Raw genomic sequence first — 15589 nt, 5'->3', positions numbered from 1 at the left:
TTCATTTCTGCCAAATGCTTTTCGGCCTTTTTGGGATCATCCCAAAAATCCGGTTGTAAGGTAAGCTCCTGTTCTATATAAATAGCTTCGAGTCGGGTTTCGACGTCAAAGATGCCTCCTCAGCGACGCTACTCTGTCCCTTAAATCCTGTATTTGTTCTTTTGTCATACCCACAAATATATAATTATTTCTTCATCGTCATATAATCCAGCGCCAGATTAGATAATGCATTAACTCCCAGTACAAAGCCACTTTCATCGATAAAGAAATCCGGGGTATGGTGTGATGGGGCCTTCAGCGGGTCCTGCCCCTTAGGCATACCGCCAAGGAAAATAAACAGGCCGGGTATCTTCTCCTGGTAAAATGAAAAATCTTCCCCTCCGGTTACAGCAGGCTTTAGCCGCACATGATCAGCTCCCGCAGTAGCCTTTAAACTCGGCAACATTTTAGCAGTCAGTGCAGGATCATTAAAGGTAACCGGGTAATGATAGCTGAAGGGAATTTTCACTTCGGCAGTTGCCCCTCCGGCTTCCGCAGTTTTGGTCACTATCGTTTTGATCCTGTCGATAAACATCGCTTCATCTTCCTTGCTGAGGTTTCTTACAGTACCCAGCATCTCCACCTTTTCAGGAATTATATTCGATCTGATCCCTCCCTGGATAGAGCCTATTGTTACCACACCTGCATTTTCGGTAACGTTCAGGTTGCGGCTTACTATAGTCTGCAGGTTATTGATGATCTGCGCTGATATTACTACAGGATCTATACTGCTCCATGGATAAGCCCCGTGTGCCTGTCTGCCCCTTACGGTGATCTTCATATCGTTTACGGCTGCCATTATCCCTCCCGGGCGGTAAGAAATATTGCCCACAGGAGTTTGGGAATTGATATGCAGCCCGAAAATAACCTCTACTGCCGGGTTTTTCAGCACATTTTCTTTAACCATTAGTTCTGCACCGCTGAGCTCGCCCGACTGCACTCCTTCTTCAGCAGGCTGGAAGATAAACTTTATCGTCCCCGGGATATCTTTTTTCATCGAAGCCAGTACTTCGGCTACCCCCATCAGAATTGCCATATGTGAATCATGTCCGCAGGCATGCATGATCCCAGTTTCCTGCCCGTTGTAAGTAGTCTTTACTTTGGAGGCAAAGGGAAGTTTTACGCGCTCAGTTACTGGCAGGCCGTCCATATCAGCACGAAGTGCAACTACCGGTCCTGGTTTACCGCCCTGAAGAAGACCTATAACCCCTGTTTTGGCCACTCCGGCAGTAACTATCATGCCCAGCGACTGTAAATGTTTGGTGATGATTTCTGAAGTACGCAGTTCTTCGTTACCCAATTCAGGATGTTCATGGAAATCGCGGCGCCACGCAATCACTTTCTGTTCAATGCCGGCAGCTTTTTTTGCGACCTCAGCCCTCATTGTATTTTTCTGTGCAAACGCATTTGCAGAACTCAGGATCAACAGGACAAAGTAAAATCTTTTCATATGAGCGTTATTTTTACCTTAAATATAATCGAATCTTCCGAGATTTATTTTATCGGCAGAAATATTGTTACTAGCTTCATCAATAGAATTAAACCAGTACATTTAAAAAAAATACCACATTATGCTTCCAACCGTAAACTTTACAGAGACCGCAGCCTACAAATACCTGGCTGATCACTTCATTGATATCAATGACAAAAACTTAAAACAGCTGTTCGCAGAAGACGAAAAGCGTTTTGAGAAGTTTTCAGTAATTTTTGAAGATATTCTTTTAGACTATTCAAAGAACAGAATTAATGATGAAACCATTGCCTTACTGCTGCAATTAGCAAAAGAATGCAAGCTGGATGAAGCCATTAAGGCGATGTTTAGCGGGGATAAGATCAACCAGACTGAAGACCGTGCGGTACTGCATATTGCTTTACGTAACCAGAGCAACACGCCGATCCTTGCTGATGGCGTTAATATAATGGATGATGTGAATGCTGTATTGGCTAAAATGCAGAAATTCTCTGAGCAGATTATTTCAGGTTCATGGAAAGGTTATACCGGTAAGCCTATCACTGATGTCGTAAATATCGGTATCGGCGGCTCTGACCTTGGTCCGGTAATGGTAACAGAAGCGCTTAAAGCTTACAAAAACCACCTGACCATGCATTTTGTATCCAATATTGATGGTACACACATGGCCGAAGCCCTGAAAGTTGTAGATCCTGAAACTACACTATTCATCATCGCTTCAAAAACTTTCACTACACAGGAGACACTTACTAACGCAAATACTGCTAAAGACTGGTTCCTGAGCAAAGGCGGAAAACAGGAAGATGTAGCTAAACACTTCGCTGCGCTTTCTACCAATGCCAAAGACGTATCTGCTTTTGGTATCGATACTGAAAACATGTTCGGTTTCTGGGACTGGGTTGGTGGCAGATATTCACTTTGGAGCGCTATCGGACTGCCTATCGCTTTAAGTGTTGGTTTTGATAACTTCAAGCAATTGCTGGAAGGTGCACATGCGGCAGATCAGCATTTTGAAAGCACTCCATTCGAGAACAACATCCCTGTGATCCTTGGATTACTGGGTGTATGGTATATCAACTTCTTCGATGCAGAAACACAGGCAATCCTGCCTTATGATCAGTACATGCACCGCTTTGCAGCCTATTTCCAGCAGGGAGATATGGAAAGTAATGGTAAACACGTAGACCGCAATGGCGAAGAAGTAACTTATGAAACAGGACCAATCATCTGGGGCGAACCAGGTACTAATGGTCAGCATGCATTCTATCAGCTCATCCACCAGGGAACACGTTTGATCCCATGCGATTTTATCGCTCCGGCACAAAGCCTGAACCCGATAGGTGAGCACCACCCGATCCTGCTGTCAAACTTCTTTGCACAGACTGAAGCCCTGATGAACGGTAAAACCGAAGAACAGGTAAATGCTGAGTTAAAAAAAGATGGTAAGACTGACGAAGAGATCAAAAAGCTCTCACCTTTCAAAGTTTTTGAAGGTAACAGGCCAACCAATTCTATCCTGTTGAAAAAGGTAACACCACGCAGCCTGGGAACTCTGATCGCTATTTACGAGCACAAAATCTTTGTACAGGGAATTATATGGAATATCTTCAGTTTCGATCAATGGGGTGTTGAACTGGGAAAACAACTGGCAAAAAGTATCTTACCGGAGCTTAAAGGAGACGAACCTGTTTCCTCTCATGACGGTTCTACAAACGGGCTGATTAACCAGTATAAGAGCTGGAGATAAGAAGCTTAATATTAGCGTTTTCATCTGTTTATTTTTGGTATATTTATAGAGTAATTAAACCTTTATAAGGTTAACTAATCAAATATGAACATACCAATTAAACCTGTACAGATGAAAACGCTTAAAAATATTTTGCTTATTGCCCTGCTGTTTACTGCGGTAAAATCTAAGGCCCAGACCGATAATGTGACTACCGCCCGTATCGTTGAAGCACAAAACTATGTTTTCGTAGCTACTACAGCTCTTCCGCTGAATGCTGCTGACATCAACCAGATCATGAACAGGATGCCCGGTTACAACGGCGGCGGAACGATCAACCTGAGCGGCTCCAGCTATGACCTCTCTGTCACAAAAGACAGCGTGGTATCTTACCTTCCATACTACGGCAGATCCTACACCCCTAAATATGGAACACTTGATGAGAATGGGATCAAGTTCAAAACTAAAAAGTTTGATTATAAAAGCAGTCCCCGTAAAAAAGGCGGATGGAATATCGCAGTTCGCCCCAAGGATGTTAAGGACAATTACACCTTAAACCTGGTAATTACAGAATCCGGATACGGCACACTGACAGTCAATAACAACAACCAGCAGTCAATTACCTTTAACGGATACATCGCCGAGACCAAACCGAAGAAAAAAAGCTAACCTATTTAGCCACCAGACTAATTTGGAACAGTTTCGGGTATTTCTTTCCGGTTACAAAAAGACGTTTCCCTGCAGTATCCCAGGCAATCCCGTTCAGAACGTCTGTGTTAGGAAATTTGTCTTTAGCCGGCAAGATACCAGTCAGATCAATATATCGTTCTACAGCGCCGTTCTTGGGGTCAATTACAGCAATCTTATCGGTCTGATAGATGTTTGCAAAGATCTTTCCATCGATGTATTCCAGTTCATTGAGTTCATCTACCTGTCCATTGTTATCATATACATCAATATAACTTTCTTCCTTATAATCCGTGCTGTTCAGGAACCAAATCCGGTTGGTACCGTCAGACTTGATCAGGTGCTGACCATCGTAGGTTAGTCCCCATCCTTCCCTGCTGTTCTGGTAAGGAAAAGTGCTTAGCTGCTTGAGTGATTTCGCATCATAAATAAATCCGATATCCTCTTTCCAGGTCAGCATAACAATTTTATCGCCTACAAGTGAAGAACCCTCAGCAAAATACTTCTTGTCAATAGCAATGCGCTCCAGCGCCTTCCCCGACTCCAGGGCAACCCATCTGAGAGTAGACTCACCATACTCTCCTGTACTTTCCAGGAATCTGCCGTTGTGGTATTCCAGGCCCTGCGTATATGAACTTGTATCATGAGGAAACACATTCACTAACTTATAGGTAAATTCAGCAGGTTTAACCGCAGATTTCAGCACTATGTTAATCGTTACCGTGTCTTTCTTTTCACCATTGTCCACTACTGCTGAAATCAATTTATATCCCAGCGAAAGATCAGCCGTCTGAATTGTAAACGGATCCTTACTGGTTTTTGAACCTATAGCCTTGCCATCAAGGAGGTAACTTACATTGGTTACCTTGCTTTCTGCAGGCATGTCCAGCTGTACTTTTACCTCTTCGCCCAAACCATAGGTCTGCCCCTGTTCCGGTATTTTAAATCCCGGCACCTGATCCTTTCCGCCTTCGTTTTTACAGGAACTGATAAGAGTTATTGCGACAAGCACACCAGCCAGAGATATCATTTGAGAACGGTTTAGAGCGCATTTTAATATGTGGATTACAACAGGTTTTAAAAACATTTTAAAGGTATTACGAAGGCCAGAATGCGTCTTCAATATGATTAATTTTATAAAGTTCCTTATTTTCAAAAACAATTGCAAGAATGTCGAAACGAATCTCCCCCTGATGGTTCTTTTTCTCGATATAAGCTGCCGACGCAAACTCCAGCTGCTTTTCCTTTTTCCAGTCCACAAAATCTTCAGGCTCCCCATGATCCGAAGCCCTCCGGGTTTTCACTTCCACAAAAATAAGTGTACCCTCGTAAAAAGCAATCAGGTCGATCTCCGCCTTCCCATAAACCCAGTTCATCTCCAGTATCATGTAGCCAAGCTTCTCCAGGTAAGACTTTGCCAAAAGCTCTCCGTACCTGCCCAGTTCGTTATGTTCTGCCATTGTATTTACTTTAAGCCATTCCCAGTATTACTATTATTCCAGTTGTTCCAATTTGCTACAGCTATTTATTTCAGTATCACAGAACCCAGAAATTTAGAGATCTCCCTTTCTACATTTTTAATGTAGGCATACCGCTGCATCAGTATCTCCTGGTTCACAGGATCATTTTCAGTTTTAATTTCCTGCAATAAACCCAGCAGAATGCGGTCTACCTTGCGCTTTTTCAGGTGAAAAAGTCCGCCCAGAATCGTCGCCTTTAAGTTTACTGTTTCATCTCTTACATAGATCTGGTGTTTGTTGTACCAGTTTTCACTCAGCGAATAGGGTGACGTGGACAAAGTAATGGCCAGATCAGCGATTGTCCGGTTCTCATTTTTAATGAACTGGTTTGCTACCGGCAAATGCCCATTTTCAATCTCCTCCTTGTAATTCTCAATGATGAGCCTGCAAACCTCGTCTTCAAAGGTCACGTCAGCAAGGTTCTGCATGATAAACGAGCCGATATACATATTGTCGATATTGTCCCAGCTCACCAGCTCATGCCCAAAGGCCAGTAAAAGCCTTACGATCTCATGTTCCTGCAGCTGGTCATTGTCAACACTGCTTTCCAGCTCGGGCAGATCCGGAGAGAAGTTATCGTCAAACAGATTTTCCGGCGGCCCGTCAGGTGCAGCAGAAGCGGAACCCAGGCCCGGAGAGAACTGCTGTCTCTGCGGATTCTGCTGTGAAAAAGTCTTTTTGCTTTTGGCCGACTTTATCTTGTTGAGTTCGGTCAGCAGCATGCGTTCTTCTACCTGCAGCAGTCGGCTGCATTCCCTTATAAAAACAGAAGCCTTGATATCGTCAGGGATCTTCGCAATACTTTCTACGATATCCCTGATGATGCCAGCCCGTTTGATCGGGTCTGTCCCGGCTTCCTTCAGCAGGATATCCGCTTTATACAGGATAAAATCCTTGCGGTTATTTTCAATATAAAGTTTAAAAGCTCCGGCACCTACCTTGTGCATGTATGAATCCGGATCATGGCCGTCAGGAAAGTTTACCACTTTCACATTCAGCCCTTCCTCCAGGATCATATCGAGCCCGCGGAGCGACGCTTTGATCCCTGCAGCATCTCCATCATACAGAATGGTAACGTTCTGCGTAAAGCGTCCTATCAGCCTGATCTGCTCAACCGTAAGCGAAGTACCTGATGAGGCCACTACGTTCTCTATACCGGCCTGATGTACCGAAAGTACATCAGCATACCCCTCTACGAGGTAACAGTTATCAAACTCGCGGATTGCCTTTTTAGCCTGGAACAATCCATACAGAACGTTCGATTTATGGTAGATGTCACTTTCAGGAGAGTTGACATACTTGGGAACATTTTTATCTGTTTTCAGCGTTCTTCCGCCAAAACCGATGACTCTTCCGGTAAAGTTATGAATCGGGAACATTACCCGTCCGCGGAACCTGTCGTACACCCTTCCCTTCTCGTTACGGACAGATAAGCCCGTACGTTCAAGGTATTCCTCCTTGTGCCCGGCAGCTTTTGCACTTAAAATCAGCGCATCCCACTGATCAGGTGAGTAACCCAGTTCAAATTTCCTGATGATATCTTCCCTGAAACCCCTTTCCTTAAAGTAGCTGAGTCCGATTGCCCGGCCCTGCTCTCCAGTCCAGAGTTCATTTGAAAAATAATTCGCCGCATAGAGCGACACCACATATAAACTTTCACGGGCATTATTGGCCTCAACGTCCTGCGGACTTTGTTCTTTTTCTTCAACCTCGATGTTATACTTCTGTGCAAGATATTTTAAAGCCTCCGGATAGGAGTACTTTTCATGATCCATGATAAAATGCACAGCATCACCTCCCTTGCCGCAGCCAAAGCATTTATATATACCTTTGGTAACAGATACGTGGAAAGAAGGGGTCTTCTCGTTATGAAAGGGGCAGTTGCCGATTAAGCTGGTACCGCGTTTCTTCAGAGACACAAAATCACCAACAACCTCCTCAATACGGGCGGTGTCCATGATTTTGTTAATGGTATCCTGATATATCATTAATATGAATTACTTCAATAGCGGCAACAACACGTCTGCTAAAGACTGGTTGCCTTTTGGGTTTAAATGTACACCATCTGTGGTCAGCACACCTTTTGCAGCATCATCCGGATTGTTTGCCAGATCATAATCCACAAACTGCTTTCTCAGATCCACCAATGGTAATTTATTTTTGAGTGCGAGCTGACGGATAGCCTCGCAAAACTTATCAAGTTCTGCGTCCATTTCATTCCTGCCGCCTTTTTTCTCGCCTATAACAGCGGGAGTGCAAAGAATTACTTTGGCATTTCCGGCCTGGATCTTATTGATCAACGCCTGGTAAAACTTCACAAATTTATCGAGATCAGTACCGGTATGTGATGTCTGTTTATGCCATACATCGTTTACTCCGATATAGATCACTACAAGATCCGGTTTTTTATTGAGCACATCCTCTTCGAGGCGAAGATAAAGATCATATACTTTATTTCCGCCGATACCGGCTCCAATTACTTCATACTTTGAAGAATCAAGTGCTTTTTTGATCAGGTTCACGTACCCGCCGCTGGCAACGCCCTGCTGGGTAATGGAATCACCAAAGAAAATGATCTTTTTAGGTTTTACATTCATAGCTAACAGCGAGATGGCAAAACAGCATGCCACCAGGTAAAGGATAGGTTTAATTAGTTTTTTCATACAATTAATTTGGTCTATAAATGTCATTTTGAGACGTAACTCAAATATAGCCAATTCCGCTGTTATGTAGAGCGGGTTAAAGTATTTTACTTTTTTAACACTTTCCGGAGAACTTCCATTTTACCGTCAATCTGCTCTGTATAACTCAGCCCCAGGATATTAATAATCAGCGGATAGACATTGACATTCTCAAATGCCGGAATTTTAAGATGTTCTTTGAAGCCAGGCCCCCATGCAAAAAACGTAGCCTGCATGTCTTTTACTTTGCGGGGATCAAAACCATGGTGCCCCATTCCAGGCGTTTTCTCCGAGAACACCCTCGGCCAGTCAGGTATCAGGAGAATATCACCAATACGGTTCATCCTGTCATCTTCTGCCCCGTAATGCAGTCTCGCCGGCACTTCCGTTTTGAGATAAACTTTATAATCTTTAGCCGATTTCCGCAGTGCTTGGTACATAGGTTTTATATCTGCTTTGTCTTTAGCATACAGGGAAAGCGTTGTACTGGAATATATAATCTTGAATTTAGCTGCATCAATAACCTTCGGCGCAGGGATAGGATTTGCAGTGTCTACCTGCGTCATTCCATGATCAGAAACGAAGACGAAATTTACCGGAAGTCCTGTAGCTTTAACGGCTTGTGTGAGCTGGTATACCACAGAATCTACCCGTTGTACCGCAGCTTCTGCTTCCGGAGTTTCCGGACCAAAATGATGGGCCGAATGATCCGGTTCAGAAAGATAGAAAGTGATGAGGTGAGGCCTTTTTTCTGCAGGCAGTTTTAACCAGTTAAGTACGATTTCAATTCGCTCAGGCATACTGATTTTTTCAGTATAGTTGTAGTAGTAAGTAGGCCTTACTCCTCTGATAGCTGCTTCTGAGCCTACCCAGAAGAGACTTGCCGCGAGCATATGCTGCTGTTCTGCCAGTACCCATAAAGGCGTACCGCCATACCATTTAGCATCTGTTACTTTGAGTTTATTGCTCATGTTGTACTGGTCATTCTTTTCAGAATTGTAAAAGCTATTGTTCACCAGACCATGATGAGAAGGGTACATACCGGTGACCAGCGTATAATGATTGGGAAAGGTTACCGAAGGGAATGAAGGAATCATTGCTTTAGCCTGCACCCCATTGCTGCTCAGTTCCAGTAAATGACCGGCATGGTATTTTTTCGCATAGTCATATCTGAAACCATCTGCAGAAATCAGGATGACGTATGGTTTTTTCTGTTGTTCTTCAGTATTGCTGCGTCCGGCAATAATATGGGAAACTGTATCGGTTTGTGCAAATAAACCGCTGATACAAAATGACAGCGCGAGGAATGTCAGCACTTTTTTCATGAACAAATGATTAGGTAAATAAAGTCGGGCGCAATTTACGCAATCTCCATTAAGATGCATTATCAATTAATTACGCAAAGCTACAATATCCTTACAGATGGTATATCTGATTTTAATTTCTTCGGCTCCTGACTGCCGGGAAAGAAAACCATTCCAGTAAAATTGTCATCCACAGAACGACAGAAAACAATAATCGTCGTTCTGTCAACGATGATTTTTCGATAATTGCGGCTGGATGATTAAACTTTAATACCCGCCTTAATGATAGTCCTTATGCAGGATCAGAAAACTGGCCCGCTCTTCCTTCTTGAAAGGGATATTCCAGTTTCCCTGATAGGTAATCTTTGAAGGCAGTTTCTCTTCGCCAAAATAGCTCATTTCAATGTTCATCTGCACATCAAAGTCGAACAGCATATTGCTGTATTTCATATCTACATAACGCCCTAATATCGCAAAGTTGCGCTTGTCAAAAATTGTCACCAGCTCTTTGATCATCAGTCCATCCTTTGTCCAGTTGCTCAGTCCATCCTTAACGATTACCCTGAAGCGGTAAACCGGAATAGAATCCAGATAAGTGCCGCTCTGAAAGCTGTAGTCGTAATACTGGCGCATATTGGCCGTAAAGATCTCAGTTTTGCTGCCAATAAAAGGGATACCTTTTACAGGTCTGCCAGGATTAAAAATCAGCGTTTTGAGCTTGCTTTTGTAACTCTCATTGGAATCTCCCCTAGGGCTGGCAGAAGGTGCATCAGAAACAAAGTCAGATTTGTATGCATTCATAAAAATGTAATCAAACATCTCTACCGTATATAGCTGGTACTTCCCGTTCTTTTTAAACACCTTCCCTGTATCCTGTTTCAGCAGGTATTCCATTTTGGCAGGGCGAACTGAATGCCTGATCTTCCTGTAGATCTTACCGTTAACGTTGTTCTTCTTATCGTACGTATAGATGCGGTTTTCTGCGATAAAACTATGCGCTTTCATCCTCCTGAACGCCGCGTAAAACGTAGTATCTGTAGTCACTGCCCTAATGAACGTCTCCACACTGAGTTTCTGGGCAACGATATTCACGTTCGAATCCAGTGTAATCGTTTTGATTGTATCCGGGTTAAACCGGTCTATCTGCTGTGCAGACAAATTCAGCCCGCATAGAACAAGTGCAGCAAGTAAAATTCTTCTGGTCATGAAATTAATTCCCAAGCTGTTTCAGAGCGATATAAGCCATCAAACCTGTTGATATTTTCAGGGCATCCTCATCCACATCGAAGTTTGGATGATGTACAGAGTATTTGGTGTCTTTGGCAGCATTTCCTGTACCCAAACGGTAGAAACAAGCGTCAGTCACCTGAGAATAATAAGCAAAATCTTCTGCTGCCATCCAGATATCCAGGTCCACTACATTTTCTTTACCCAAGTAATCTTCTGCCAATGCACGTGCATTGGCAGTCAGTTTCTCTTCGTTGATCAGGAAAGGATAACCGTCCATAATCCTGAATTCACAGCTTCCGCCCATGCTTTCTGCAATTCCTTCGGCCATCTTTTTCATCAGGCGTTTCGCTTCCTTACGCCAGTCCTCATTTAGCGTCCTGAAAGTACCTTCCATTTTTACTTCATTCGGAATGATATTGGTAGCCCCGTTGGCAATCACTTTTCCAAAGGACAACACAGAAGGAAGTCTCGGATCAGCGTTACGGCTAACAATTTGCTGCAGCGCAACTAGTATATGTGCACTGATCAGTACCGGATCAATATTTTGTTGTGGCTGTGCGCCATGCCCGCCTTTTCCATGTACAGTTACATACAGCTCATCTGTGGATGCCATATAGATACCCGAACGGAAACCGACTTTTCCTGCATCGATCAGGGGCATTACATGCTGACCGATAATATGCTGGGGTTTAGGATTCTCCAGTACGCCTTCTGCAATCATAATACTTGCTCCGCCGGGTAAAACTTCTTCACCGGGCTGAAAGATCAGTTTGACTGTACCGCCGAATTCAGCTTTCATACTATTTAGGATATATGCTGCTCCAAGTAGAGAAGAAGTATGTACATCATGTCCGCAGGCATGCATTACACCCGGATTTTTTGAGATATAGGGTTTGTCATTCGCCTCATTGATTGGCAGTGCATCCATATCACCACGCAGGGCGATGATCTGATCAGATGGCAGATCTCCTGTAATTAAACCCACCACACCGGTATTGGCAATTCCTTCAAAAGGTATTCCCCATTCCTCCAGTTTAGATTTCACAAAGGCCGAAGTTTGAAATTCTTTAAACGACAGTTCCGGATTGGCATGAAGATGACGACGGTAAGCTACCACCTCTTCAAAAATGGTAGTTGCTAAATGTTGAATCTGCTCTTTATTTATCATTGCTCTGCTCTAAACTGGGTGCATTAATCTTCTCTCTGATAACGAACAGCGTGGCAAATACCGGCCGCAGTTCATTCATCATCCGCTGGGCTTCAAGGCGTGTCCTGAAATCCCCTGCACGTAAGTAATAATTAGGTTCTTTGTAAGTGATATAGGTATTGACTTTTGGGTAGGTGCTTTTAAAACGCTGCTGTTCACTAAACACCTCCCTGCGGTCTGACCCGTAAAATATCTGTACGCGGTATCCCATCTGGGATACAATAGGACCATCTCTGCGGATGGTAACTGTAGTGGTTTTCTTGCTGAGCTCAATCCGTCTTTCGATCAGGCTGTCAATCAGCGGGTCTTTAATGACTGTAACCACGCCTCTTTTCTGGGCAGAAAGGGAAAGGGTAAAACAGCAAATAATCAGCGTAACTAATAATTTCATAAGGTTTATAAAAAAAGAATGCCGACTTCTTTTTACAAAAATCGGCATTCTTTGTGTGTATTACAAATTACATTCCTGCACCATGGCAGTTTTTGTATTTCTTTCCGCTTCCGCAGAAACAAGGGTCATTTCTTCCGATCGTTACTTCTTTACGTACCGGTTGCTGTGGCGCCTGCTCACGGGTATCATCAAACTGAACTTCAGCTGCTGCCCCTGTAGCCGAAGCAAATTCAGGTTTGGATAACTTCAGCTTGCTTGCAGGTTTTGGTGCCTGAGCTTCTCTAAGGTCATCTGCTTCCTGTTGTACAGGGATGCCACCTTTATATAAGAAACTTACTACTTCTTTATTAACTGCGTTCAACATGTTTTTGAACAGATTGAAGGCTTCCATTTTATAGATGATCAGCGGGTCTTTCTGCTCGTAGACCGCGTTTTGTACCGACTGCTTTAACTCGTCCATTTCACGCAGGTGCTCTTTCCATGACTCATCAATCAAAGCCAGAACAATTGTTTTTTCGAAAGATTTGGTAACTTCTCTTCCGTCGTTCAGCATTGCTTTTTTCAAATCAACTGCTACCTGTACACTCCTGATTCCGTCAGTGAAAGGAACAACGATCTGTTCTACATGGTCTCCACGTTCTTCGAAAACCTGTGTTAATACCGGCATCGCCTGACTGATGATCGCATCTGATTTTCTGGTATAGAACGCAACAGCTTCTTCGAACAATTTATCTGTTAAGATATGCACACTTCTCGAACTGAATTCTGCTTCTGTAATTGCTGTATCAAGCGAGAAGTTTTTGATGACTTCCAATTTGAAGCCTTCATAGTTACCTTCTTCTTTGTACTCTGATACCACATCTTCAGCAACATCAAATACCATATTGTTCATGTCAACATCCAAACGCTCACCAAACAGGGCATTTTTACGTTTTGAGTAAATTACCGAACGTTGTGAGTTCATTACATCATCATATTCCAGTAAACGCTTACGGATACCAAAGTTGTTCTCTTCAACTTTTTTCTGTGCCCGCTCAATGGATTTTGTGATCATTGAATGCTGGATCACTTCGCCGTCTTCAATACCCATTTTTACCATGATATTGGAGATACGCTCAGAACCGAACAAACGCATCAAATTATCTTCAAGTGAAACGAAGAACTGGGATGAACCCGGATCACCCTGACGACCTGCACGACCACGCAACTGTCTGTCTACACGGCGTGATTCATGGCGTTCTGTACCTACGATGGCCAGACCCCCTGCTTCTTTCACACCGGCACCCAGTTTAATATCCGTACCACGACCAGCCATGTTGGTGGCAATAGTTACAGTTCCTGCCTGACCAGCTTCGGCTACGATGTCAGCCTCTTTCTGGTGCATTTTAGCGTTTAGTACATTGTGTTTGATACCTCTCAGTTTCAGCATGCGGCTTAAAAGCTCAGAAATCTCTACTGATGTAGTACCTACCAGTACCGGGCGGCCTGCTTCAGTTAATTTTACGATCTCCTCTGCAACTGCATTGTATTTTTCGCGGATCGTACGGTAAACGTAATCCTGCTCGTCTTTTCTCGACATTACCCTGTTGGTAGGTATTTCTACCACATCCAGTTTGTAGATCGACCAGAACTCACCAGCTTCAGTAGTCGCCGTACCAGTCATACCGCAAAGCTTGTGGTACATCCGGAAGAAGTTCTGTAAAGTAACCGTAGCATAAGTTTGTGAAGCATCTTCAACTTTCACATTTTCTTTTGCTTCTATCGCCTGGTGCAAGCCATCCGAATAACGGCGGCCGTCCATGATACGTCCTGTTTGCTCATCTACGATTTTGATCTTGCCTTCATCAATGATATATTCCACATCGATCTCAAATAAGGTATAGGCTTTCAGCAACTGGTTAACCGAGTGAACACGTTCAGCTTTGATAGAGTAATCGCGCATCAGCTCATCTTTCCTTGCGATTTTATCTTCGCTGTCTAATTTTGATTTCTCAATCTCAGCGATTTCAGTACCTACATCCGGTAATACGAAGAAATGCTCATCTTCACCTGATTTGGTAATCAGCTCAATTCCTTTTTCAGTCAGCTCTACCTGGTTGTTTTTCTCATCAATATAGAAATAAAGATGTGAATCTACTTTAGGCATGTTCTTAGACTGATCTGCCATATAATGGTTTTCAGTTTTCAAGAGGATCTGCTTGTTGCCGCCCTCACTTAAAAACTTGATCAGTGCCTTATTTTTTGGTAAACCACGGTGTGCCCTTAATAAAGCCAAACCACCTTCACCTTCTTCAGTTCCGGTTTTACCGTCGCTGATTAATTTCTTAGCTTCGTTTAAAGCTTTGGACACGTATTCACGCTGTGCATTCACCAGGCGTTCGATCCTTGGTTTTAGCTCATGGAACTCATGCTGATCTCCGAAAGGAACAGGTCCCGAAATGATTAAGGGTGTACGTGCATCATCGATCAATACTGAATCGACCTCATCCACCATTGCGAAATGCAGTTTGCGCTGTACCAGTTGTCCAGGTTCCTGCGCCATGTTATCACGCAGGTAATCAAAACCAAATTCGTTGTTGGTACCATAAGTAATATCAGCCAGGTAAGCATCTCTGCGCTGCTGTGAGTTAGGCTCATGTTTATCGATACAATCAACTCTTAAACCATGGAACTCAAACAGAGGCCCGTTCCACTCCGAGTCACGTCGTGCCAGGTAATCATTCACTGTTACAATGTGTACACCTTGTCCGGCCAAAGCGTTCAGGTAAGCCGGTAATGTACTTACCAGGGTTTTACCCTCACCAGTTGCCATCTCAGCGATCTTGCCACTGTGCAGTACGATACCACCGATCAGCTGTACATCATAGTGAACCATGTTCCACTGTACGGTACTGCCCGCAGCATCCCATGTATTTGCCCAGAAAGCTTTATCACCTTCAATTTTTACATTCGCCCTGCGCGAAGCATATTCCCTGTCGTAAGCCGAAGCAGTAACTTCCAGTTGCGGGTTTTCTGTAAAACGTCTTGAGGTTTCTTTGACAACAGCAAAAGCTTCAGGAAGAATTTGCAGCAATACTACTTCAAGTTCTTTGTCCCTGTCTTTAACTAAAAGGTCAATCTGCTCATAAATGGCAGTTTTTTCCGGTAAAGACAAATCCTGACCATCTGCATCAGCTTTGAGGCCACTTATTTTATTATCGATTTCTGCTAAAGATTTGGCAATAACGTCTTTGAAATAGACAGTTTTGTTACGCAATTCGTCATTGCTTAAAGCCGAAAGCTTAGCATATTCTTCATTTATTTTGATGACAAGTGGTTGGATTGCCTTAATAT

General features: G+C 43.5%; 12 protein-coding genes and 1 pseudogene. 2 read left to right on the top strand and 11 right to left on the bottom strand.

Features of this window, described 5'->3' with window-relative positions; all coding sequences use genetic code 11:
* Window positions 1–168: pseudogene (gene prfB, locus ABWY16_RS04305) on the bottom strand (peptide chain release factor 2); the annotation flags it as partial.
* Between the two features lie 16 nt (window positions 169–184).
* The gene (locus tag ABWY16_RS04300) at window positions 185–1489 is read right to left on the bottom strand and encodes an amidohydrolase (protein ID WP_353903418.1); all 1305 of its coding nucleotides are present in this window, start codon (window positions 1487–1489) and stop codon (window positions 185–187) included.
* A gap of 121 nt (window positions 1490–1610) precedes the next feature.
* On the opposite strand from ABWY16_RS04300, the gene pgi reads away from it, so the two are divergent.
* On the top strand, window positions 1611–3257 hold the full coding sequence (pgi, locus tag ABWY16_RS04295) for a glucose-6-phosphate isomerase (RefSeq protein ID WP_353903417.1): 1647 nt from the start codon (window positions 1611–1613) through the stop codon (window positions 3255–3257).
* Between the two features lie 84 nt (window positions 3258–3341).
* Window positions 3342–3905, top strand: a complete 564-nt coding sequence (locus ABWY16_RS04290; protein WP_353903416.1) for a DUF4251 domain-containing protein — start codon at window positions 3342–3344, stop codon at window positions 3903–3905.
* Between the two features lies 1 nt (window position 3906).
* Here ABWY16_RS04290 and ABWY16_RS04285 read toward each other — a convergent pair whose 3' ends face one another.
* The 9 genes from ABWY16_RS04285 to secA form a co-directional block, all read right to left on the bottom strand.
* Window positions 3907–4953, bottom strand: coding sequence for a glutaminyl-peptide cyclotransferase (locus ABWY16_RS04285; RefSeq protein WP_353903415.1), 1047 nt, complete (start codon window positions 4951–4953; stop codon window positions 3907–3909).
* Between the two features lie 67 nt (window positions 4954–5020).
* Window positions 5021–5383, bottom strand: coding sequence for a YraN family protein (locus ABWY16_RS04280; RefSeq protein WP_353903414.1), 363 nt, complete (start codon window positions 5381–5383; stop codon window positions 5021–5023).
* Between the two features lie 65 nt (window positions 5384–5448).
* Window positions 5449–7431: a DNA primase gene (gene dnaG, locus ABWY16_RS04275; protein ID WP_353903413.1), complete on the bottom strand. Its 1983-nt coding sequence runs from the start codon at window positions 7429–7431 to the stop codon at window positions 5449–5451.
* A gap of 9 nt (window positions 7432–7440) precedes the next feature.
* Complete coding sequence (locus ABWY16_RS04270; RefSeq protein WP_353903412.1) at window positions 7441–8106, bottom strand: SGNH/GDSL hydrolase family protein; 666 nt, start codon at window positions 8104–8106, stop codon at window positions 7441–7443.
* 86 nt (window positions 8107–8192) lie between these two features.
* Window positions 8193–9449, bottom strand: a complete 1257-nt coding sequence (locus ABWY16_RS04265) for an alkaline phosphatase family protein (RefSeq protein WP_353903411.1) — start codon at window positions 9447–9449, stop codon at window positions 8193–8195.
* A 258-nt stretch (window positions 9450–9707) separates the two neighbouring features.
* Window positions 9708–10634: a hypothetical protein gene (locus ABWY16_RS04260; protein WP_353903410.1), complete on the bottom strand. Its 927-nt coding sequence runs from the start codon at window positions 10632–10634 to the stop codon at window positions 9708–9710.
* A gap of 4 nt (window positions 10635–10638) precedes the next feature.
* On the bottom strand, window positions 10639–11826 hold the full coding sequence (locus ABWY16_RS04255) for a M20 metallopeptidase family protein (protein WP_353903409.1): 1188 nt from the start codon (window positions 11824–11826) through the stop codon (window positions 10639–10641).
* Window positions 11816–12256, bottom strand: a complete 441-nt coding sequence (locus tag ABWY16_RS04250) for an SPOR domain-containing protein (protein WP_353903408.1) — start codon at window positions 12254–12256, stop codon at window positions 11816–11818. Before ABWY16_RS04250 ends, ABWY16_RS04255 begins: the two co-directional genes overlap by 11 nt.
* Window positions 12257–12323: 67 nt before the next feature.
* Window positions 12324–15587 carry a preprotein translocase subunit SecA gene (gene secA / locus ABWY16_RS04245; RefSeq protein ID WP_353903407.1) on the bottom strand — a complete coding sequence of 1088 codons (3264 nt, stop codon included), beginning with the start codon at window positions 15585–15587 and terminating at the stop codon, window positions 12324–12326.
* Window positions 15588–15589: the final 2 nt, after the last annotated feature.

The organism is Pedobacter sp. (assembly GCF_040513095.1).
In the GTDB taxonomy this organism is placed as follows: Bacteria; Bacteroidota; Bacteroidia; order Sphingobacteriales; family Sphingobacteriaceae; genus Pedobacter.
Note: the sequence above shows the minus strand (reverse complement) of the source record. Positions and strands in the feature narration are given on the sequence as shown.

Coding starts and splice junctions, on each gene's coding strand:
- ABWY16_RS04300 (WP_353903418.1), bottom strand. CDS start 1,489: ATGAAAAGATTTTACTTTGTCCTGTTGATCCTGAGTTCTGCAAATGCG.
- pgi (WP_353903417.1), top strand. CDS start 1,611: ATGCTTCCAACCGTAAACTTTACAGAGACCGCAGCCTACAAATACCTG.
- ABWY16_RS04290 (WP_353903416.1), top strand. CDS start 3,342: ATGAACATACCAATTAAACCTGTACAGATGAAAACGCTTAAAAATATT.
- ABWY16_RS04285 (WP_353903415.1), bottom strand. CDS start 4,953: ATGATATCTCTGGCTGGTGTGCTTGTCGCAATAACTCTTATCAGTTCC.
- ABWY16_RS04280 (WP_353903414.1), bottom strand. CDS start 5,383: ATGGCAGAACATAACGAACTGGGCAGGTACGGAGAGCTTTTGGCAAAG.
- dnaG (WP_353903413.1), bottom strand. CDS start 7,431: ATGATATATCAGGATACCATTAACAAAATCATGGACACCGCCCGTATT.
- ABWY16_RS04270 (WP_353903412.1), bottom strand. CDS start 8,106: ATGAAAAAACTAATTAAACCTATCCTTTACCTGGTGGCATGCTGTTTT.
- ABWY16_RS04265 (WP_353903411.1), bottom strand. CDS start 9,449: ATGAAAAAAGTGCTGACATTCCTCGCGCTGTCATTTTGTATCAGCGGT.
- ABWY16_RS04260 (WP_353903410.1), bottom strand. CDS start 10,634: ATGACCAGAAGAATTTTACTTGCTGCACTTGTTCTATGCGGGCTGAAT.
- ABWY16_RS04255 (WP_353903409.1), bottom strand. CDS start 11,826: ATGATAAATAAAGAGCAGATTCAACATTTAGCAACTACCATTTTTGAA.
- ABWY16_RS04250 (WP_353903408.1), bottom strand. CDS start 12,256: ATGAAATTATTAGTTACGCTGATTATTTGCTGTTTTACCCTTTCCCTT.